The sequence below is a fragment of the Haloplanus natans DSM 17983 genome (assembly GCF_000427685.1).
Lineage (GTDB): Archaea > Halobacteriota > Halobacteria > Halobacteriales > Haloferacaceae > Haloplanus > Haloplanus natans.
The window spans coordinates 1,039,097-1,057,118 of record NZ_KE386573.1 but is presented as its reverse complement, the minus strand read 5'-3'; the positions used below and the strand labels follow the sequence as shown (position 1 = coordinate 1,057,118).

At 68.3% G+C, this 18,022-nt stretch carries 21 protein-coding genes; 11 read left to right on the top strand and 10 right to left on the bottom strand.

Translation table 11 applies throughout. The features are described from left to right. Positions 1 to 69: 69 nt before the first annotated feature. Positions 70 to 972 carry a glycosyltransferase family 2 protein gene (locus HALNA_RS07625; RefSeq protein ID WP_049935794.1) on the bottom strand — a complete coding sequence of 301 codons (903 nt, stop codon included), beginning with the start codon at positions 970 to 972 and terminating at the stop codon, positions 70 to 72. Positions 973 to 1,117: 145 nt separating this feature from the next. Further along, a complete protein-coding gene (locus HALNA_RS07620) occupies positions 1,118 to 1,420 on the bottom strand; it encodes a hypothetical protein (protein ID WP_049935793.1) in 303 nt (100 codons plus the stop codon). Positions 1,421 to 1,541: 121 nt separating this feature from the next. Between HALNA_RS07620 and rqcH the strand changes: the two genes are divergently transcribed. The 4 genes from rqcH to HALNA_RS19885 all read left to right on the top strand — a co-directional run bounded on the left by rqcH (position 1,542) and on the right by HALNA_RS19885 (position 5,962). Further along, positions 1,542 to 3,641, top strand: coding sequence for a ribosome rescue protein RqcH (gene rqcH, locus HALNA_RS07615; protein ID WP_049935792.1), 2,100 nt, complete (start codon positions 1,542 to 1,544; stop codon positions 3,639 to 3,641). 168 nt (positions 3,642 to 3,809) lie between these two features. Further along, entirely contained in the window at positions 3,810 to 4,514 is a 705-nt protein-coding gene (locus HALNA_RS07610) for a DUF4013 domain-containing protein (protein ID WP_049935791.1), read from the top strand. Positions 4,515 to 4,647: 133 nt separating this feature from the next. Then, the gene (locus tag HALNA_RS07605) at positions 4,648 to 5,715 is read left to right on the top strand and encodes an mRNA surveillance protein pelota (RefSeq protein WP_049935790.1); all 1,068 of its coding nucleotides are present in this window, start codon (positions 4,648 to 4,650) and stop codon (positions 5,713 to 5,715) included. A 70-nt stretch (positions 5,716 to 5,785) separates the two neighbouring features. Further along, positions 5,786 to 5,962: a hypothetical protein gene (locus tag HALNA_RS19885; protein WP_157573479.1), complete on the top strand. Its 177-nt coding sequence runs from the start codon at positions 5,786 to 5,788 to the stop codon at positions 5,960 to 5,962. A 4-nt stretch (positions 5,963 to 5,966) separates the two neighbouring features. Here the strand turns inward: HALNA_RS19885 and HALNA_RS07600 are convergent, their stop codons facing one another. The 3 genes from HALNA_RS07600 to HALNA_RS07590 form a co-directional block, all read right to left on the bottom strand. Next, positions 5,967 to 6,968 carry an ornithine cyclodeaminase family protein gene (locus HALNA_RS07600; protein WP_049935789.1) on the bottom strand — a complete coding sequence of 334 codons (1,002 nt, stop codon included), beginning with the start codon at positions 6,966 to 6,968 and terminating at the stop codon, positions 5,967 to 5,969. Between the two features lie 76 nt (positions 6,969 to 7,044). Continuing rightward, positions 7,045 to 7,497 (bottom strand): ribbon-helix-helix domain-containing protein, encoded by a 453-nt coding sequence (locus HALNA_RS07595; RefSeq protein WP_245576014.1) that lies wholly within the window; start codon positions 7,495 to 7,497, stop codon positions 7,045 to 7,047. A 70-nt stretch (positions 7,498 to 7,567) separates the two neighbouring features. Continuing rightward, a complete protein-coding gene (locus tag HALNA_RS07590; RefSeq protein WP_049938005.1) occupies positions 7,568 to 7,810 on the bottom strand; it encodes a hypothetical protein in 243 nt (80 codons plus the stop codon). Between the two features lie 197 nt (positions 7,811 to 8,007). Between HALNA_RS07590 and HALNA_RS07585 the strand changes: the two genes are divergently transcribed. After that, complete coding sequence (locus HALNA_RS07585) at positions 8,008 to 9,315, top strand: MFS transporter (protein WP_049935788.1); 1,308 nt, start codon at positions 8,008 to 8,010, stop codon at positions 9,313 to 9,315. Here the strand turns inward: HALNA_RS07585 and HALNA_RS07580 are convergent. Beyond that, on the bottom strand, positions 9,302 to 9,721 hold the full coding sequence (locus HALNA_RS07580; RefSeq protein ID WP_049935787.1) for a DUF3054 domain-containing protein: 420 nt from the start codon (positions 9,719 to 9,721) through the stop codon (positions 9,302 to 9,304). The two genes, HALNA_RS07585 and HALNA_RS07580, sit on opposite strands and share 14 nt — an antisense overlap. 21 nt (positions 9,722 to 9,742) lie before the next feature. Then, positions 9,743 to 10,345, bottom strand: coding sequence for a class I SAM-dependent methyltransferase (locus HALNA_RS07575; RefSeq protein ID WP_049935786.1), 603 nt, complete (start codon positions 10,343 to 10,345; stop codon positions 9,743 to 9,745). A gap of 57 nt (positions 10,346 to 10,402) precedes the next feature. On the opposite strand from HALNA_RS07575, the gene HALNA_RS07570 reads away from it, so the two are divergent. The 3 genes from HALNA_RS07570 (at position 10,403) to HALNA_RS07560 (ending at position 13,231) form a co-directional block, all read left to right on the top strand. After that, positions 10,403 to 10,981, top strand: a complete 579-nt coding sequence (locus HALNA_RS07570; protein ID WP_049935785.1) for a GNAT family N-acetyltransferase — start codon at positions 10,403 to 10,405, stop codon at positions 10,979 to 10,981. A gap of 27 nt (positions 10,982 to 11,008) precedes the next feature. Then, positions 11,009 to 11,989, top strand: coding sequence for a flap endonuclease-1 (gene fen, locus HALNA_RS07565; protein ID WP_049935784.1), 981 nt, complete (start codon positions 11,009 to 11,011; stop codon positions 11,987 to 11,989). A gap of 75 nt (positions 11,990 to 12,064) precedes the next feature. After that, a complete protein-coding gene (locus HALNA_RS07560) occupies positions 12,065 to 13,231 on the top strand; it encodes an AI-2E family transporter (protein ID WP_049935783.1) in 1,167 nt (388 codons plus the stop codon). Positions 13,232 to 13,416: 185 nt separating this feature from the next. Here HALNA_RS07560 and HALNA_RS20565 read toward each other — a convergent pair whose 3' ends face one another. Further along, complete coding sequence (locus HALNA_RS20565) at positions 13,417 to 13,563, bottom strand: hypothetical protein (RefSeq protein ID WP_169719024.1); 147 nt, start codon at positions 13,561 to 13,563, stop codon at positions 13,417 to 13,419. A gap of 78 nt (positions 13,564 to 13,641) precedes the next feature. On the opposite strand from HALNA_RS20565, the gene HALNA_RS07555 reads away from it, so the two are divergent. Beyond that, positions 13,642 to 14,343 (top strand): DUF7117 family protein, encoded by a 702-nt coding sequence (locus HALNA_RS07555; RefSeq protein WP_049935782.1) that lies wholly within the window; start codon positions 13,642 to 13,644, stop codon positions 14,341 to 14,343. A gap of 65 nt (positions 14,344 to 14,408) precedes the next feature. On the opposite strand, the gene HALNA_RS07550 is transcribed toward HALNA_RS07555, so the two are convergent. Further along, positions 14,409 to 15,296, bottom strand: a complete 888-nt coding sequence (locus tag HALNA_RS07550) for a tetrahydrofolate dehydrogenase/cyclohydrolase catalytic domain-containing protein (RefSeq protein WP_049935781.1) — start codon at positions 15,294 to 15,296, stop codon at positions 14,409 to 14,411. 192 nt (positions 15,297 to 15,488) lie between these two features. Between HALNA_RS07550 and HALNA_RS07545 the strand changes: the two genes are divergently transcribed. Beyond that, on the top strand, positions 15,489 to 15,935 hold the full coding sequence (locus HALNA_RS07545; RefSeq protein ID WP_049935780.1) for a universal stress protein: 447 nt from the start codon (positions 15,489 to 15,491) through the stop codon (positions 15,933 to 15,935). A 66-nt stretch (positions 15,936 to 16,001) separates the two neighbouring features. Further along, positions 16,002 to 16,748, top strand: a complete 747-nt coding sequence (locus HALNA_RS07540; protein ID WP_157573478.1) for a hypothetical protein — start codon at positions 16,002 to 16,004, stop codon at positions 16,746 to 16,748. Positions 16,749 to 16,839: 91 nt separating this feature from the next. Here HALNA_RS07540 and HALNA_RS07535 read toward each other — a convergent pair whose 3' ends face one another. After that, positions 16,840 to 17,979 carry a tubulin/FtsZ family protein gene (locus HALNA_RS07535; protein WP_049935779.1) on the bottom strand — a complete coding sequence of 380 codons (1,140 nt, stop codon included), beginning with the start codon at positions 17,977 to 17,979 and terminating at the stop codon, positions 16,840 to 16,842. Positions 17,980 to 18,022: the final 43 nt, after the last annotated feature.

The window sequence follows — 18,022 nt, the reverse complement described above, 5'->3', positions numbered from 1 at the left end:
GTCACAGAAAGGGACGCTTGCAGTTCTATATATGCGTTGTCGGAGTCGGGCTAGCACGGAACACGACCATCAGCGCCAGTCGTACAGCGCGACTGCGCGGTCGGAGCGGTCGGAGACGCCGTGGGGGTTTCGCGCCGGCGACCGATCCCTGGCGCGGGCGACGAGGCCGTCGACGGCCCCGCGGGCGGTGCCGGTGACGACGGCCCGTCCGCTCGCGAACCACTCGGTGGGTGGCAGGTCGCCACGGAGCACCTCGCGGCCGGCGCCGAGGGCGTCACGCAGGGCTCGCCGGGTCGTCCCCGTGGCCGCGGCGGGTCGGACGCCGTAGTTCTTCACGAGGCGGTAGGCGAGCGCCCGGAACTCGGCGCCGCGGTCGCCCGTCGTAACGCCGCCGTCGGCGGAGTACTCCTGCCGGACGCACATGGCGGGGCGCCACGCCACGGCGTAGTCGAGGCCGGCGAGGCGGTGGGCGGCGTCCTGGTCGCCGCCGGTCTCCAGATACTCGTCGAACCCGTCGAGGGCGTCGAGTACGGGGCGTCGGAAAGCGACGTTGCCCTCGTTGAAGTAGGTCACTTCGCGGGAGCCGATCCGTTTGGTTTCGGACTCCTCGGTCGTCATGCCGCCGTCGAGCGTCCGGTGGGTCGGGCCGGTGACGACCGGCGCCTCGTCGAGGCCATCTTCGAGACCATCGAACCACGAGGGTTCGATCACGAAGTCGTGTCGGAGAATCGCGACCACGTCGCCAGTCACGGCTTCGAGGCCGGCGTTTCGAGCGACGTTCTCGGTCCGGGTCGACACCTCGACCAGCACGGCCACGTCGTCTCGGTCGCGAATCATCCCGGTAGTGCCATCGGTCGACGGACCGTTGACGACGACCACCTCGGCGTCCGGGACGTGGGCCGTCAGGGCGTCTAGCCCCGCAGCGAGTTGATCCCGGCCGTCGAGGGTCGGTACCACTACCGAGAGGTCCATATCCGACCACACCGACTCGGCGACCATAACGGTTCGCACTGCCGGCCCACGAGGGGCGCGCTCGCGCCCCTCGTGCTGAGTATTGGAACTCAGTACCAGTGTGTTGCCGAACGGGGGCGGCAACACGCCGGTGCAATGAACACGATCAGTCCACGACGTAGGACTGGTGCGAGCCGCGGGTCCGGAGGTCGACGAAGTGGTGTCGCGCGGCATCGCCCACGTCGCCGGTGAACGACCCGCCGGCGCCGATCCCGTACGTTTCGTCGGCGTCGCGTACGTCGTGGTCCGCGAGTCGATCCCTCACCGCCGCCGGAACCGCCTCGCCGTCGCCGATGTCGACGATAACGAGACGGTCGGTGAAGCTCTTCGCGAGAAACGCGTCGTCGACGGCCTCGTGTTTCCGGAGTTCGGCTACCAGTTGACGAAGTTCGGCCTCCCGATCGGTCATCCGCCGATGGTTGCTCCTCGTCATCAAAAGGAGTGTCCGCGAACGTCTTCGTACTGACGCGCGGAGCGATACCCTAGGGCCACAACGACACGCCTTTTCGGCCGGGCCGAGAAAGTCGAATATGGACGCGAAGCGGGAACTGACGAGCGTCGACCTCGCCGCTCTCCGCACCGAACTCAACCGGTACGAGGGCGCGAAAGTCGACAAGGCCTACCTCTACGACGACGACCTCCTCCGGTTTCGGATGCGGGATTTCGACCGCGGCCGCGTCGAACTGCTGATCGAGGTTGGCGAGGTGAAACGCGCCCACGTCGCCGACCCGGACCACGTCGCGGACGCACCGGGACGCCCGCCGAACTTCGCGATGATGCTCCGGAACCGCCTGAGCGGCGCCGATTTCGTCGGCGTGGAGCAGTACGAGTTCGACCGCATCCTCGTCTTCGAGTTCGAACGCGAGGACGCGAACACCCGCATCGTCGCCGAACTGTTCGGACAGGGAAACGTCGCGGTGTTGGACGAGTCGGGAGAGGTGATCCGGAGTTTAGAGACCGTCCGCCTGAAATCGCGGACGGTCGCGCCGGGGTCGCAGTACGGCTTTCCCGAGTCCCGCATCCACCCGCTGACGATGGACTACGACGCCTTCGTCCGGCGGATGGAGGAGTCCGATACGGACGTGGTGCGCACGCTCGCCACCCAGCTCAACTTCGGCGGCCTCTACGGCGAGGAACTCTGTTCCCGGGCGGGCGTCGAGAAGGCCCTCGACATCGCCGACGCCGACGACGACGTGTACCACGACCTCTACGACGCCATCGACCGTCTGGCCGAGCGACTCCGGGAGGGTGACATCGACCCCCGCGTCTATCTCGACGACGACCGGGTCGTCGACGTGACGCCGTTCCCTCTGAAAGAGCGCGAGGGGCTGGACGCGGAGGTGTACGACTCCTTCAACACCGCCGTCGACGACTACTTCTACCGCCTCGAGCGCGAACCCGAAGAGGAGACGTCGACGGGGCGGGAACGCCCGGATTTCGAGGCCGAAATCGCGAAACAGGAACGCATCATCGAGCAGCAAGAGGGGGCGATCGAAGGGTTCGACGAGGACGCCCAGGCCGAACGGGAGCGCGCCGAGGCGCTCTATGCCAACTACGACCTCGTCGACGACATCATCTCGACGGTCCGGGGCGCGCGCGAGGAGGGTCGCGGCTGGGACGAGATAGAGGAGACGCTCGCCGAGGGCGCGGAACGCGGCATTCCGGCCGCCGAGGCGGTCGTCGACCTGAACGCCAAGGAGGGGACGGTGACGGTCGACCTCGACGGGACGCGGGTGCCGGTCGACCCCTCGATGGGCGTCGAAAAGAACGCGGACGAACGGTACACGGAGGCAAAGCGGGTCGAGGAGAAAAAGGAGGGGGCACTGGCGGCGATCGAAAACACGCGCGAGGAACTCGAGGCGGTGAAGCGGCGGCGCGAGGAGTGGGAGGCCGACGACGGCGACGAGGCGGAACCGGTAGACGAGGAGCCGAAAGACCGGGACTGGCTCTCGATGTCGTCGGTGCCGATCAAACAACCCGAACACTGGTACGAGGAGTTCCGCTGGTTCCACACGAGCGACGGCTTCCTCGTCGTCGGCGGGCGGAACGCCGACGAAAACGAGGCACTGGTCAAAAAGTACATGGAGGGCAACGACCGCTTCTTCCACGCGCAGGCCCACGGGGGACCGGTGACGCTCCTGAAGGCGACGGGGCCGAGCGAGAAGGCGCGTGCGGTGGATTTCCCCGAGTCGAGCCTCGAAGAGGCCGCGCAGTTCGCCGTTGCCTACTCCTCGGTCTGGAAGGACGGCCGGTTCGCTGGCGACGCGTACATGGTCGAACCGGACCAGGTGTCGAAGACGCCCGAGAGCGGCGAGTACATCGAGAAAGGAGGGTTCGTCATCCGTGGCGACCGCACCTACTTCCGCGACGTGAGCGCGAGCGTGACGGTGGGGATCCAGTGCGACCCGGAGACGCGCGTGATCGGCGGGCCGCCGTCGGCAATCGAACCGGAGGCGGAGACGACCCTCCGCCTCGAACCCGGGAAGTACGCCCAGAACGACGCCGCGAAGCTGTGTTATCGCCGTTTCAAGGAGCGGTTCGTCGACGAGTCGTTCGTCCGGAAGATCGCCAGCCCGGACAGAATTCAGGAGTTCCTGCCGCCCGGCGGGAGCGACATCGTCGACGACTGATAGGGACTGTCGTAACCGTGTCCCGGCGGGTCGCTTAGACGGTACGGCAACCCACCGGCGCCGACGGCCGACGACCCGTACGAGAGAGTGTCAGCCAGCATATCTTTAATAGCGTAGCCGTCGTCCTAGGTCCGAGCAACTTGGACCAGCCCGTTGGCTCACACTACCATGATCACCGACTCCCTCACCTACCTTCGCGAGAGCGACGGGTGGGTCAAGACGGTCGTAATCGGCGGACTCCTGACGCTCCTCGGCTTCCTCGTGGTGCCGACGGTACTGGTCGCGGGCTATCTGGTCCGCGTCCTGCGCGGAACGATGCACGGCGACGACGACGCGCCGCGTTTCGACGACTGGGGCGACCTGGCCGGCGACGGAATCCGTGCGTTCGCCATCGCCGTCGTGTACGGCCTCGTGCCCGTACTTCTGGTCGCCGTGACGGCTGGCCTCGCGGCCGCAGTCGCGGGGCCGGGCCCTCGATCCGGACTCGTCGTCGGCGCCGTGACGGTCGTCGGTGGTCTCCTCGCACTCGCGTTTGGCCTGCTGGCGGCGTATATCGTGCCCGCGGCCGTGGCCAACTACGCCGAGCAGGACTCGTTCCGGGCGGGCTTCGCGGTCGACGACCTCCGCCCCGTCCTCACCTCGGGGACGTACGCGACTGCGTGGGTGATGGGCTTTGCGGTCATCCTCGTCGCCGGGATGGTCACCGCCGTCCTCAACGTCGTTCCGCTGCTCGGGACGGTCGTGGGGGCGTTCGTGAGCTTCTACGCCATCACCGCGGCGTACTACATCGTGGGGCACGCGTGGGGCGACCTCCGGGGACTCGAACTCCACGACGACGAGGGCGAGATGGGTGCGGAGCGGCCGGTGGTCTAATACGGATCGGTGTGACTGGTCACCCGCCGTCGTCGGGTGGCCGGTACTGACGTACAGCGGCCCGGACGAACCCCGACGATTTTGTGGCACGTCGAATGACAAGGCATGAGTCCCCGGACCGCGACCCTCCAGTATGCGAATCCAGAGCCGTGGTCGCGGCGAGGAGGGACGCACCCGGCTGACGGTCGTCCCCGAGAACGTCGACGACCTCTGGCACCTATCGTACGTCCTCGAACCCGGCGACGACGTGGATGGCGACACCAGCCGCCGCATCCAGCGCGACGACGATCAGATGCGCGACACCGGCGGCGAGCGCGAACACATCCACGTCACCGTCGAAGTCGAAACCGTCGAATTCGCCCGCTTCGCCAACCGCCTCCGGATCGGCGGCGTCATCGTCGGCTGTTCCCGCGAGGACCAACTGGGGCACCACCACACCCTCAACGTCGAGGAACACGACGAGATCACCATCGAGAAGTTCTTCAAACCGGACCAGATGGAGCGCATCGAGGAGGCCGAAGCGGCGGCCGAAAATCCGGACGTCGCCATCGCGACGGTCGAAGAGGGTGAAGCACACATCCACACCGTTGCCCAGTACGGTACCGAGGAGTACGCCTCCTTCACCCGCCCGACGGGCAAGGGCGAGTACGCCCGCCCGCGGTCGGAGCTCTTCGCGGAACTGGGCGAGGCGCTTTCCCACCTCGACGCCGACGCGGTGATTCTGGCGGGACCGGGGTTCACGAAGGGGGACGCACTGGACTACATCGAAGACGAGTTCCCCGACATCGCGTCGAAGACGACGACGGTCGACACCGCGGGCGTCGGCGACCGGGGCGTCCACGAGGTGCTGAAACGGGGCGCCCTCGAGGACGTACAGACCGAGACACGCATCGCACGCGAGGCGGAACTCATCGACGACCTGACCGAGGAGATGGCGACGGGCGCGAAGGCGACCTACGGCCCCGAGGCCGTCGCGGAGGCGGCGGAGTTCGGCGCCGTCGAAACCCTGCTCGTCCTCGACGACCGACTCCGCGAGGAGCGCCAGGGCGAAGGCGAGTGGGGTGTCGACGCCGACGAGATAATCACCTCCGTCGAGCGACAGGGCGGCGACGTGGTCGTCTTCTCCGGCGAGTTCGAACCCGGGCAGCGCCTGAAGAACCTCGGCGGTATCGCCGCCCTGTTGCGGTATCGGCTCGAATGAGGCGACTGGTCATCTCGTCGTCGGACCCGAGGACGGCGCCGGCCGGAGCGGACGGACGGGGGGCCGTCTGATGCGACGCAGCCGGCTCGTCGGCCAGGCGTTTCTCGCCCTCGCCTGTCTCCTCTTTCTCGGGAGCGCAGCCGGGATGGTCGGCGGCGCACTCTCGCCCGCCGAGACAGTGCCGTACGCCGGGGCGGCGCTGTGCTGTCTCGTCGGTGGGGGCATCCTCTCTCGCGCGGGCGCGTGACCGGCTACTCCCGCCCGGTCAGCGCGTCGCTCGCGGGCGCGAAGTCGATGGGCTGTCCCAGCCCCGCCTCGCGGGCCTTCTCGTAGACCAGAGCGGCACCGGCCGTCGTCTCGATGCCCGTTCCGCCGCTGTCGAAGACGGTTATCTCGTCGGGACCGGTTCGGCCGTCGACCGCGCCCGCGACCACCTCCCCGAGTTCGGCGTGACAGTGATCCGAATCGACCGCGCCGGATTCGACGGCGTGTATGTAGGCGCCGGCGTCTTCCTCCAGTCGGCCGCGGAGGTCGATCACGTACGTCGACCGGGCGACCGCCGTGTCGTCGAGTTCCCGCTTCTCGGGGTGGTACTGCCCCATCGCGGTGACGTGTGTCCCGGGTTCGAGCAGGTCGCCGTCGAAGACGGGCGACGACGAGTCGGTGGCGGTGATCACCACGTCCGCTCCCTCGACGGCGGCGGCGCTGGAGGAGACGGCGGCGACGCTGGCGTCGAGGCGACGGTCCATCTCGCCGGCGAAGGCCTCACGGCTCGATTTGGTCGGCGAGTACACCCACACGGTCTCCACGTCGCGGACGGTGGCGACGGCGCGGAGTTGGCCGCGGGCCTGTGCGCCGGCCCCGAAGACGGCGACGGCCGAGGCGTCGGGGCGGGCGAGAGCGTCGGCCCCGACGGCGCCCGCCGCCCCCGTCTTGAACGGGTTCATGCTCGCGCCGTCGACGAGGGCGAGGGGTTCGCCCGACTCGGCGTCGAACAGCGGCGTGACGAACCACGCGTCGCGCTCACCGAAGCCCGCGGCGTACATATACCCGCCCATGACGCCGGTGTCGGGGAGGACGGCGGCGTAGGAGGTAAACAGCCCCGGCGGGTCCTCGTTGTAGAGTGCGGTCCGGGGTTCCGCGGGGGCGCCCTCGCCGTGCTGTCGGTAGCCCTCGCGCACGGCGTCGACGTACTCCGCGGGCGTCGCCAACCCGGCAACGTCGTCGCTGGTCAGAAACAGGGTATCGGTCATAGGGTCACTCGGAGCGGCTGGTAGTTATACTATGTCCCGTCGTTGGGGGGATCGCTCGTCGGCACCGCGACCCGTCTCAGGGCCGGTCGTCGAGTTCCGGTCGCTCGCGCTTCCGTTCTCGCTCGACGGGGGCGGTCCGGCGCCGGCGGTCGGAGCGATACAGGCGCAGAATCTCCTCGAGGAGGATGGCGTGTCGGTCGCCGGCGGCGTACTGGTGGTCGATAAAATCCTCCGCGTCGTTGAACTTCCCGCGAAGCGCGAGTTTCCGGACGAACGACACCGACTCCAGAAACGGCGGGCCATCGTCGTCGTCGGCCGTTCCGAGCGTCCGTTCGCGCTCCGGCATCACCTCGGCTTTGATGTCGCGGTAGTCGATCGTCTCCGGTTCGTAGTCGTCGAGCACCTGATTCAGGACGTAGTCCGTCGAGAAGCGATAGAACTCGGACTTGCTCTCGAAGCGGCCGTCCTCGACCAGCGACTCGATTTCACCGACGACGGATTCGGGAAACCGGACGGTGCTCTTTACCATGCCCTAACACGATTGCCTGAAGGATATTATACCTTTGTCAGACGTTTCTTCCGAGTCGAAGGTCGCCGAATCAGTCGGCGTTGATCGACGGGCGATCGGTCGCCGTCGACGAGTGGATAGGAGCCTCCTCGACGGCGATCCGTTCCTGAACCGGGCCGTTGACGAACAGGGCGTGCCCGACGGCGAGACTGGCCGTCACTGCCCCCACGAGGACGGCGAGGGGAAAATCGACGCCAGCCGCGCCCAGAACGCCGGTGAGTCCGACGAGGGCGAGGGGAACGAAACCGAGCACGTAGTCGTAGTAGTCGGTCATGCGTATCACTCGCAAGATAGTTTTCGCGACGGTCATATAATTCTTTCCCGTAGGCGTCACAAATCTCCTTGGATGCATCTCGAAAACCATTTCATAAGTTTTTGAGCGCCGAGTGGAGTCAGCGACCGCCACGTAAGATGATTATATTTCGACTCCTAGTGAAAGGAATTAAATTTGCTGGCGTCGTGGATCGGAGTATGAACGGCAACGATCGATCGATCGTCGGGCTCGTCACGCTCGCCCACGGGATGGTTCACACATACGAGCTATCCATCCCGATTTTCGTGTCCATCTGGCTGGCCGAGTTCGACACCCTCCAACTCGCGGGCATGGAGGTGGCCGTCACGCAAGCGACACTCGGCGTGATCGTCACCGCGGGCTACGCACTGTTCGGAATCGGCGCGTTGCCCGGCGGCATCGTCGTCGACCGCGTCGGCTCCCGTCGGCTCATCGCCGCCTGTCTGTTCGGGATGGGCGGTGCCTTCCTCCTGCTCGGTGTCGCACAGAACCTCCTCGCGGTGGCAGTCGCGTTGCTCGCGTGGGGCGCGGCGGCTAGCGTCTACCACCCCGCGGGGCTGACGCTCATCAGCAAGGGCGTCACGGAGCGGGGCACCGGCTTCGCGTACCACGGCATCGCCGGCAACCTCGGTATCGGCCTCGGTCAGCTCGTCACCGCGACGTTGCTCCTCGTACTCGATTGGACGACGGTCGCACTGGTGCTCGCGGTCCCGGCCGGCGTCGCCGGCCTGTACGCCCTGCGCGCGGAGTTCGACGAGACGGCGGGCGTGGAGAACGTCGCCGCGGACGGCGGCGGCTCCGAAGCGGGGACCGGCGTCGACTCGTTCGGCGAGTTCGCCGCGGCGTCCCGACACCTCTTCGTCGGCGCCTTCGCCGTCGTCTTCGTCATCGTCATGGCCAACGGCCTCTTTTACCGCGGCGTCTTGACGTTCCTCCCGAACCTGCTGGAGGGCCTCCCCGGCTTCGAGCCCATCGCGCTCTCTGCCATTGCGCCGGGTCTCGACGGCGGCGGGACGCTCAACCCCGAGCGCTACTTCTACGCCGGTCTGTTGCTCGTCGGCGTCGCCGGCCAGTACGTCGGCGGTAAACTCACCGATCGCCTGCCGCCGGAGTACGGCATCGCCGCCACCTTCGCTACCCTCGCCGTTCTCGCGCTCGCTTTTCTCCCCGTCGCCGCCCTCGGCATCGGCCCGCTGCTCGTCTTCGGCGCACTGTTCGGCGTGACGCTCTTTACCCCCCAGCCGCTCTATCAGGCGGCCGTCGCCGACCACACGCCCGCCGAGACCCGGGGACTCTCCTACGGCTACACCTACCTCGGCGGCTTCGGCGTCGGTGCGCTCGGCGGGGCGCTCGCGGGCGCCATCCTCACCTACGCCGACGCCGGTACCCTTTTTGCGACGCTCGCGGGCATCGCCCTCGTCGCGTCGGCGTTCGCGGTCGTCCTGATCCATCGGGAGCGCCGGGCCGGCGACGCTACCGAAGCTTGAAAAAGAGCGTTCGCCACAGGGCGAGACCGACGGCGCCGACCACGAGCGAGACGGCGACGAACGTCACCTGGACGCCGCCGTCGACGAACGGCGTCGCCCGAATCCCGAGCGCGATGGCGTCGGCGAGGAGCCACGACCGGAGTGCGAGCGGGACGGCGGCTTTCGCCGACTCCGCGGCCCCGGGGGAGTACGCGCCGAGCAGTGGGGCGGCGATCACCCATCCGATCACGAACGGGGCGATAGTGCCGGCGAGATATCCGGGGTTCGACACGACGAAGCCGAGGCCGTTGTGGTGGACCGTCCCCCAGCTAAACAGGACGGCGACGACGAGCAGATCACCGACCGCAAGCGGCGTCGCTCGTCCGTCGAGGCGACGGTCGAAGAAGTTCGCGACTGCGTTGGCCATAGCCGCGCTTGCCCCCGGGGCCTAATGGCTCTCCCGCTTTTTCCCGACGACCGTGATCACGAAGCCGCGGTCGAGGACGGACGCCGACAGCCCCGCTCGCTCGCAGGCTGCGGCCCACTCGTCCGGCCCGCGAAACGTCGACCGGAAGCCCACGGCCCGTTCGGCCGCGACCAGCGCCCGGCCCCGGAGCGTCCGCGGGTCGAACTCACGGATCACGAGGACGCCGCCCGACCGCAGGACCCGCGCCGCCTCGGCGAGCGCCACGTTCCGTTCGGGCAGGTGGTGGAGGGCGTCGAGGACGACGACGGCGTCCACGCTCCCGTCCCGAAGCGGGAGTCGACCGGCGTCGCCCCGTATCGCCGGCGTGCCGCGCCCGGCGGCGTGGTCGAGCATCGCCCGCGAGGCGTCGACGACGAGTGCCTCAGGGGGACGGGCGCGACCGACCGGCGCTGCGACCGCCCGCGCGGCCCGTCCCGTCCCCCCCGCAAGGTCCAGTACCCGCTCGACGGGGCGGTCGGCTCGCGCCAGTCCGCCCCAGAGCGGTTCGGGGTCGGTCGGCGGTGCGAATCGGTCGTAGAGGCGCGCGACGCGGTCGAAAAAGTGTACGTCGCCGGGACCGTGCATGGCGGTGGATGGGTGGCCGAGCGTCAACGGTTTTGCGGTCGGCGGCGTGGATCGCGCATGGAGTTCGCCCTCCTCGGGTGGCCGCCGGACGGCCCGACGCTCCGAGTTGACTACCGCCGCTTCGCCTACGCCGGCAAGTTCGTCCTCGGGTCGACGGGGAAAGCCGTCGTCGAGGACGGCGGCCGCGGAACCGGCGAGTACGACGACCACGTGCTCGCGGCCGCGTCGTTCAGTCCCGACCGCACCGACGGCGACTGCCTCGTCGTCCGCTACGTGACCGTCCGCGACGACCGGCAGGGCGAGGGCCTCGGCGCCCGCCTGCTCGCCTTCGTCGCCGCCCGCGCTGCCGACCGATACGACCGCGTGCGCATCGCGGTCAACAACCCCGCCGCCTACGTCGCCGCCCACCGCGCCGGCTTCGCCTTCACCGGCCGCGAGACGGGACTGGCCGAACTCGTCTGTGAGCGACCCGCCGACCGCCCGGCACCCATCGACCCCGACACCTACCGGTCGGGACTCGACCGCTACCGCGAACGCGACCTCGCTCCCGACGCGGTGGCCCGCCTCGACGAGAAGTACGCGGCCGGGCCGCCGTCGGTCGTCGAGACACCGGAGGGCGTCGAATCCGGAGATTGAAAGTCGGGCACGCCCTATCGACGGCCAATGGGCAACGCAGACCTCCGGCAACTCGCCGCGCTCTCCGACGTGACGTGGGACGAGGTGGCCGACAGCGTCGTCGCCGTCGACGCGCACAACTGGCTGTACAGATACCTGACGACGACGGTCAAGTGGACGAACGACGCGGTGTACACGACGAGCGAGGGCGCGGAGGTAGCGAACCTCGTCGGCGTCGTCCAGGGCCTCCCCAAGTTCTTCGAACACGACCTGATGCCCGTCTTCGTCTTCGACGGCGGCGTCACCGAGTTGAAAGAGGCGGAGGTGTCGGAGCGACGCGCGAAGCGCGAACGCGCCGAAAAACGGCGAGCCGAGGCCGAGGAACGCGGCGACGCCATCGAAGCCGCGCGCCTCGAAGCCCGCACCCAGCGCCTGACCGACACCATCCTGGGGACGACGCGTGACCTCCTCGCTATCCTCGACGTGCCGGTCGTCGACGCGCCCGCCGAAGGGGAGGCACAGGCGGCGTACATGGCCCGCCGGGGCGACGCCGACTACGCCGGGAGCGAGGACTACGACACCCTGCTCTTTGGCGCGCCGCATACCCTCCGTCAACTGACGAGCAAGGGGACGCCGGAACTGATGGACCTCGACGCGACGCTCGACCGCCACGGGATCAGTCTGGAGGGACTGATCGACGTGGCGATCCTCTGTGGCACCGACTTCAACCCCGGCGTCGACGGCGTGGGGCCGAAGACGGCGCTGCGGGCGATCACCGACCACGGCGACCTCTGGGGCGCCATCGAGGCGGAAGGGTGGCAGGTGCCCAACGCCGACCGGGTTCGTGACCTCTTCCGGGACCCGCCGGTGACCGACGACTACACCGTCGACACCGACATCGACCCGGACGTGGCCGCGGCCCGGGAGTTCGTGATCGAGCAGTGGGAGGTCGACGCCGACGAGGTGGCTCGCGGGTTCGAGCGAATCGAGGAGTCGCTGGTCCAGACGGGGCTGGATCGCTGGACGTAGCCGCATCGGTCGGCGCAGTCGACGACCGAGGCCCGCACGGCAGTTTTTTTCCCCCGGCCGTTCTCTGTCGTCACGATGCCCTCCTTCGGACTCGCCCGGTTTCGGATCGGCTGGTGGAGTCTCGGGCTGGCGCTCGGGGCCGCGTTGGCCTACGTCGTCTACCGATTCGTCGGGACGTTCGTCTTCGGGGTGTTCATCTACTACGCCACGCGGCCGATCTACCGCCGGTTGCGGCGGGTGATCCGGCCGGCGAGTCTCGCCGCCGCCGTCTCGCTGTTCGCGCTTGCCCTGCCCGCTCTTGCCCTCGTCGCCTACGCGCTGAGCATCGCCCTCGGCGAACTCCTGCAGTACGTCAACGGCGGGATGCTCGACCCGTCGCGGTGGCCGCTCGTCGATCAGGAACTGCTCGACAGCATCGCCGACCCGGCCGCGCTCCTCCGACTCGATCCCGAGCGGTATCTCACGGCCGAGGGGGTCCGTTCGCTCCTCTCCTCGCTGGGGTCGGCGGTCGATACGGTCGCGTTTCTCGGCATCGGTGCCGTCCACCTGTTCGTGATGCTCGCGCTCGCGTTCTATCTGCTTCGCGACGGGGACCGACTCTCGCGGTGGACGGTCCGGAAGTTCGGCGACGAACGCGGCGTGTTGGAAACGTACAGCCGCGCCGTCGACCGCGACTTCAAAACCATCTTCTTCGGCAACATCCTCAACGCGGTGTTGACGGGGAGCATCGGCGTCCTCGCGTACTCCATCCTGAACGTCTACGCGCCGCCGGGGCTGGCGATTCCCGCGGCGCCGCTGGTGGGTCTATTCGCCGGCGTGGCGAGTCTCATCCCCATCGTCGGCATGAAACTCGTCTACGTCCCGGTGGCGCTCTATCTGGCCGTTCTCGGCGCGCTGAACGATCCGGCGGCCCTGTGGTTCGTCGTCGTCTTCGCCGCCGTCTCCTTCGTCGTCGTCGACACCATCCCGGACCTCGTGCTCCGACCGTACGTCTCCGGGGGGCGACTCCACGTCGGGAGTCTGATGATCGCCTACACCTTCGGCCCCCTCCTCTTTGGCTGGTACGGCATCTTCCTCGCACCCATGCTCCTCGTGTTGATCGTCCACTTCGTGCGCCTGGTGCTTCCCGAACTCCTGAACGGGGAGCCGATCCGGCCGTACGCGGTCGATCCCGGATCACTCGATCCGGCCGAGGACCGCGTCGACGCCGACGAGAGAGCGGGAGCCGAACCCGAATCGTAGCCGTTACTGACGCCGATAGAACAGCCGTATCGCCACTCGGACGTTCGGTGCAAAAGGAAGCAAGCCACGCGAAAATCGCGTGGATGCTTGCCGCCCTGAATTGGTCCCCGCTGACGCTTCGGCCCTCCAAGCGAAGCGTCATCGACTACTGGAGTATGATACGTGATAAAGATATCGCCTCGACGCTACATATGTTCCTCTTCCAACACCCAGCCGAGCGCCCGCTTGTAGTGCGTGAACAACTGTCTGACGCCCTCGTGGCGCATTTCCTCGTCGGCGAGTTGCTCGCTGAGGAACTCGTACTGCTCACGGACCTCGGATTCGTCGCGCATGGGCGGATCTGAGAGGTCCAGGCCCCTGTATCTTCCCCGGAGCGTCGGTCTTTTGTCGTCACCGGACCAACGGCGGGTATGAAGATTCGCGGCCAGCGGGAGTGTCAGTCGTGTGGTCACCGGTGGTCGTACTACGAGACGGGGAGCGTGGCGTGTCCGGCCTGCGAGAGCCTCCGGAGCGTCGGCGTCGACGAGCGTCGCCTCCACACGGACTCGCCCGCGACGCTCGATCTGTCACCCTACCGGACGGCGTGGGCCGAGGACCGACTGGCCGACGCGGCCGACGACTGCAAGTCCGACCTCCGCGAGTACGTCCGCAAGCGGGGCTTCGTCGACGGCGGGTCGCTCCGGCCCATCGATGACGCGTTCCTCGCCGCCCACGAACTCCTGCAGGTGATGGATCTGTACGGCCGGGCGCGCAACCCGAGCGACGACGACGAGCGCTATCTGCTCGCCCTGCTTCGCGGGGTCGACGAGGGCGAGCGACCGGCGCCGGAAGCCGTCTCGCCCGCGTGGACCGAGGCCCGCGGACTCGCGTACGCGAACGCCGTCGACGACTACCGCCGCGACGTGAACCAGTGGCTGGACGACCACCCCGACCCCGAGGCACGGCGGACGCTCGGCACCGTCCACGAACGCGTCAAGCGGGTGCGGGCGCTTCAGGGGGACGTGTCGCCGACGGAGGCCGAATCGCTGGTGCGGGCGGCCCGGGAGGTGGGGCGATATCTGATGGAGGGGGAGGAATCGGCACTGGCGGCCGCCCACGAACGGCTGGCGTGAGCGTCGCGCGGCCGGCAGTGCCGGGCACGTGGCGGCCGCCCACGAACGGCTGGCGTGAGCGACCCCTACTCCAACGAGACCGGCACGTCTTCCTGCCGGCTCGCCGCTTTCACCGTGTTGTAGAGGAGCATCGCGCGGGTCATCGGGCCGACGCCGCCGGGGACGGGCGTGATGGCGCGCGCCTTCGATTTCGCGCTCTCGAAGTCCACGTCGCCGACGAGCGTCGACTCGCCGTCGCGCTCGACCCGGTTGACGCCCACGTCGACGACGACCGATCCGTCGGAGATCATCGAGCCATCGACGAGTTCGGGGACGCCGACTGCGGCGATCACCACGTCGGCGCGGCGAGTCTTCTCCGCGAGATCGTCGGTCCGGGAGTGACAGACCGTCACCGTCGCGTTGCCGTAGTCGGCCTTCCCGATCAGGAGGTTCGCGAGCGGTTTGCCGACGATGTTCGAGCGGCCGACGATCGTCACGTCGGCGCCCTCGGTCTCTACGTCGGCGGCAGCGAGGAGTTTGAGGACGCCGTGGGGCGTACACGGTTTGTAGACGGGGTCGCCCGCGACGAGGCGCCCCACGTTCTCCGGGTGGAAGCCGTCCACGTCCTTCGCGGGGTCGATGGCGCGGATCACGTCGCGATCCTCGATGTGGTCGGGGACGGGCATCTGGACGAGAATGCCGTTTACCTCGGGGTCGGCGTTCAGGTCCGAAACGGTGTCGAACAGCTCCTCGGCGGGCGCGTCGGGATCGATCTCCACGTCGAGAGCTTCGATTCCCACCTCCTCGCAGTCCTGTTGTTTCATCGAGACGTACGTCTGGCTCGCGGGGTCGTCGCTCATGAGGACGGTGGCGAGCGTGGGCGTGACGCCCGCGTCGTCGAGCGTGTCGATGGCGTCTCCGAGGCCGTCGCGTACGTCGGCGGCGACGGCGTTGCCGTCGATGACGTTCGTCATGTCATCAGAGGTGCGGGGGACGGCCTTCAACGCACTGGTTCGACGGATTGTTGTGATCCGGGCCGTCGCCACCCTCGTCGGCGACGGCCGGGACGCCGGTACGACGAGCCGCCTGGAGCGGGTGGTCGACACGGTGTCGGGGGGCGGGAATCGACGGCGTAATTTTTCACACACGGCGCCGAATCGGAGGGTATGTACGAGAACATCCTGCTCGCCACCGACGGAACGGTCGCCTCCGAGAACGCGACACGGCACACCATCGGGCTGGCCGACCTCCACGGCGCCATGCTCCACGCCCTGTACATCGTCGACAGCGACGTCTACTCCGCCTACAGCGGCGACGAGTACGTCGACGAACGGGAGGGGCCGGAACACGGCCTCGAAGAGGTCGGCGAGGAGGCGCTCGCGGCGGTGCGAAAGCGCGCGGCCGAACGCGACGTCGAGGTGATCGAGACGCTCAGGCACGGCCGCCCGCACGAGGAAATCGTCGACTACGCGGACGAGGAGGACATCGACCTGATCGTCCTCGGCACCCGGCGCCACCCCGAGGCGTATCGGAACCTCCTCGGGAGCGTCACGGACCGCGTGGTCCGCATGGCCGACGAGCCGGTGACGGTCGTGAAGACGGACGTGGCGTAGCCCGGCCGGCGTCGAGCGGCGGCCGAGCGAAAACTGTTAACGCCCCGTGTCGAGTACCGTCGACCGATGTCGACGGACTCCCAACTCGTCACCGCGATCAAAGCCGATCTTATCGGGTTGCTGACTGCGTGGCGAAAGCTGTTGTTCTCGATGGAGTCGCACAGTCATCCGGCCCGGAATCGCTGGCAACCCGAGACGACTCGGGATCGCCTGGCGTTCTGGGCGTGGAGTGGACTGGGGGCTGTGCTGATCGCCGCCGCGTACCCGTTCGCGGTAGCCGGGTTCTGGGCCAGGTACTTCACCCGACGGCTCAACCGTATCGCGACCGGTCTGGGGCTGATCGCCATCGTCGCCGTCGTGGGCGTCGTCTGGGGCACGTTGACCGTGCTCGCCTGGGGGCAGCTTCCGGCCTCGGGATTCGCCGCCGTCCTCACGGCGAGCGTGGCCGCGACGATATCCACCGCGCTCGCGTGGGGCACCACTCGCGCCGGCGGACGGCGACTGACACTCGTCGCCGCGTATCCGTTCGCCGTCGCGGCCATCTTTCTCCCCCCTGTGACTGCCGCGCTCTTCTCGCCCACCCTGGGCGAGGTCATCCTTCCGCGGAGTACGTCGCTGGCCGCGTGGCTCCTCGACAACGTCCTCGCCGTCGGCGATCTCAACACCGTCATCCGACAGCAGTTCAACCTGTCCGGCGCCGCGTTCGTGGGGATGTGGGCCGGCCTCGCCGTCCCCATCGGCTGGGTGCTTGGCCTGCTCGTGACGTTTGCGAACGCGGTCCGCCCGCGTGCCGACGGGGATCGGCGGCGGTAGGGTGGGGGAGAGGATAGGGTTGTCGTACCTGTCCATAGAGTCTCGCCGGACCGTCCCGGCGAGGGTCGCTGATGACTTCCGATACTCCCTATCAGTCGGACTCGTCGGTCGCCGGTACGGTCTCGGCGTGTCCGGTCCCGCCTTCGTACTCGACGGCCCGCCGTTGCAGCGAGTCGATCCGAGGAACCTCGGTGACGTTCGAGAGCAACACGACCGCCGAGACGGTCGACGATCCGGCCCGCGGGTCGTCGCCAGCGAGCACCTCGACAGTCTCCGTCTCCTCTTCGAGCCACTGGCGGGCGCTTTCGAAGCCGCGCCGGGAGAGTTCCTCCGGCGGACCGGATAGCACGACGAGCGCTCGCTCGGCGCTCGACACCTCACACGGCAGCGTCAGCCGGGAGTTGAGCGCCTGTCGAACGAGACTCTGAATCTTCACCGCATCCGTCGGTTCGTCCGACTCGTCGTCGCCACCGCCGGGGAGAATCGAGCGGAGCCACGATAGGAACCCGCCGCCGTCGTCGAGGTCGGTCGCCGCGTAGCCGACGGAGGCGACCCCGCCCGGGGAGAGCGTGCGGATGAGGTCGCTCGAATCCATCGTGTTCGCCCCGATGGCGTCGGGGTCGGTGTCCTCCCTGGCGAACAGCGTCACGATTCGGGACGCCAGTTCGCGGTTCGCCCGTTCGTACCTGTCGGCGTCGTCGCCACTGACCCACCGGTCGTTGTCGAACAACACGACGCTGTCGGCCGCCGGGACGAGCGACCGGAGCGACCGTGCGGCGTTTAGCGCCGGGCGGCCACCCTCGGATTCGCCGGGGAGGACGCCGAGGACGTACACCGGCTTGTCGTACATGTCCTGCAGTCGCTCGACGAGGACGGCCCCGGCGCCGCTCCCGGTGCCGCCGCCCAGACCCGCGACGACCAACACGCCGTCGAGTTTGCGCAGGGGGACCGAGTCGAGCGTGCGGTGTATCTCGGGGAAGTCGGTGCGGATGATCTCGACGGCGAGGTCCTGATCGCCGTCGACGCCCGAATCGACCTCGCGGTGTGTGTCGCCGATGGTCACGTGGTTCTCCGACGGGACGTGATCGAAGTCGTCGTCGACCGTCCGGGAGATGTCGACCGTCAGCAGATGCCCGTAGCAGAGCTTTCGATCGCCCGCCGTCTCGACGCCGCGAATCGCGTCGACGAGGCGACAGCCGGCACCGCCGATGCCGACGAGCGCGAGTTTCATCGCGTCCCTCGTCCGACCGGAGTGCGTTCGGTTCGGGGCACGG

Coding starts and splice junctions, on each gene's coding strand:
- HALNA_RS07625 (WP_049935794.1), bottom strand. CDS start 972: ATGGACCTCTCGGTAGTGGTACCGACCCTCGACGGCCGGGATCAACTC.
- HALNA_RS07620 (WP_049935793.1), bottom strand. CDS start 1,420: ATGACCGATCGGGAGGCCGAACTTCGTCAACTGGTAGCCGAACTCCGG.
- rqcH (WP_049935792.1), top strand. CDS start 1,542: ATGGACGCGAAGCGGGAACTGACGAGCGTCGACCTCGCCGCTCTCCGC.
- HALNA_RS07610 (WP_049935791.1), top strand. CDS start 3,810: ATGATCACCGACTCCCTCACCTACCTTCGCGAGAGCGACGGGTGGGTC.
- HALNA_RS07605 (WP_049935790.1), top strand. CDS start 4,648: ATGCGAATCCAGAGCCGTGGTCGCGGCGAGGAGGGACGCACCCGGCTG.
- HALNA_RS19885 (WP_157573479.1), top strand. CDS start 5,786: ATGCGACGCAGCCGGCTCGTCGGCCAGGCGTTTCTCGCCCTCGCCTGT.
- HALNA_RS07600 (WP_049935789.1), bottom strand. CDS start 6,968: ATGACCGATACCCTGTTTCTGACCAGCGACGACGTTGCCGGGTTGGCG.
- HALNA_RS07595 (WP_245576014.1), bottom strand. CDS start 7,497: ATGGTAAAGAGCACCGTCCGGTTTCCCGAATCCGTCGTCGGTGAAATC.
- HALNA_RS07590 (WP_049938005.1), bottom strand. CDS start 7,810: ATGACCGACTACTACGACTACGTGCTCGGTTTCGTTCCCCTCGCCCTC.
- HALNA_RS07585 (WP_049935788.1), top strand. CDS start 8,008: ATGAACGGCAACGATCGATCGATCGTCGGGCTCGTCACGCTCGCCCAC.
- HALNA_RS07580 (WP_049935787.1), bottom strand. CDS start 9,721: ATGGCCAACGCAGTCGCGAACTTCTTCGACCGTCGCCTCGACGGACGA.
- HALNA_RS07575 (WP_049935786.1), bottom strand. CDS start 10,345: ATGCACGGTCCCGGCGACGTACACTTTTTCGACCGCGTCGCGCGCCTC.
- HALNA_RS07570 (WP_049935785.1), top strand. CDS start 10,403: ATGGAGTTCGCCCTCCTCGGGTGGCCGCCGGACGGCCCGACGCTCCGA.
- fen (WP_049935784.1), top strand. CDS start 11,009: ATGGGCAACGCAGACCTCCGGCAACTCGCCGCGCTCTCCGACGTGACG.
- HALNA_RS07560 (WP_049935783.1), top strand. CDS start 12,065: ATGCCCTCCTTCGGACTCGCCCGGTTTCGGATCGGCTGGTGGAGTCTC.
- HALNA_RS20565 (WP_169719024.1), bottom strand. CDS start 13,563: ATGCGCGACGAATCCGAGGTCCGTGAGCAGTACGAGTTCCTCAGCGAG.
- HALNA_RS07555 (WP_049935782.1), top strand. CDS start 13,642: ATGAAGATTCGCGGCCAGCGGGAGTGTCAGTCGTGTGGTCACCGGTGG.
- HALNA_RS07550 (WP_049935781.1), bottom strand. CDS start 15,296: ATGACGAACGTCATCGACGGCAACGCCGTCGCCGCCGACGTACGCGAC.
- HALNA_RS07545 (WP_049935780.1), top strand. CDS start 15,489: ATGTACGAGAACATCCTGCTCGCCACCGACGGAACGGTCGCCTCCGAG.
- HALNA_RS07540 (WP_157573478.1), top strand. CDS start 16,002: ATGTCGACGGACTCCCAACTCGTCACCGCGATCAAAGCCGATCTTATC.
- HALNA_RS07535 (WP_049935779.1), bottom strand. CDS start 17,979: ATGAAACTCGCGCTCGTCGGCATCGGCGGTGCCGGCTGTCGCCTCGTC.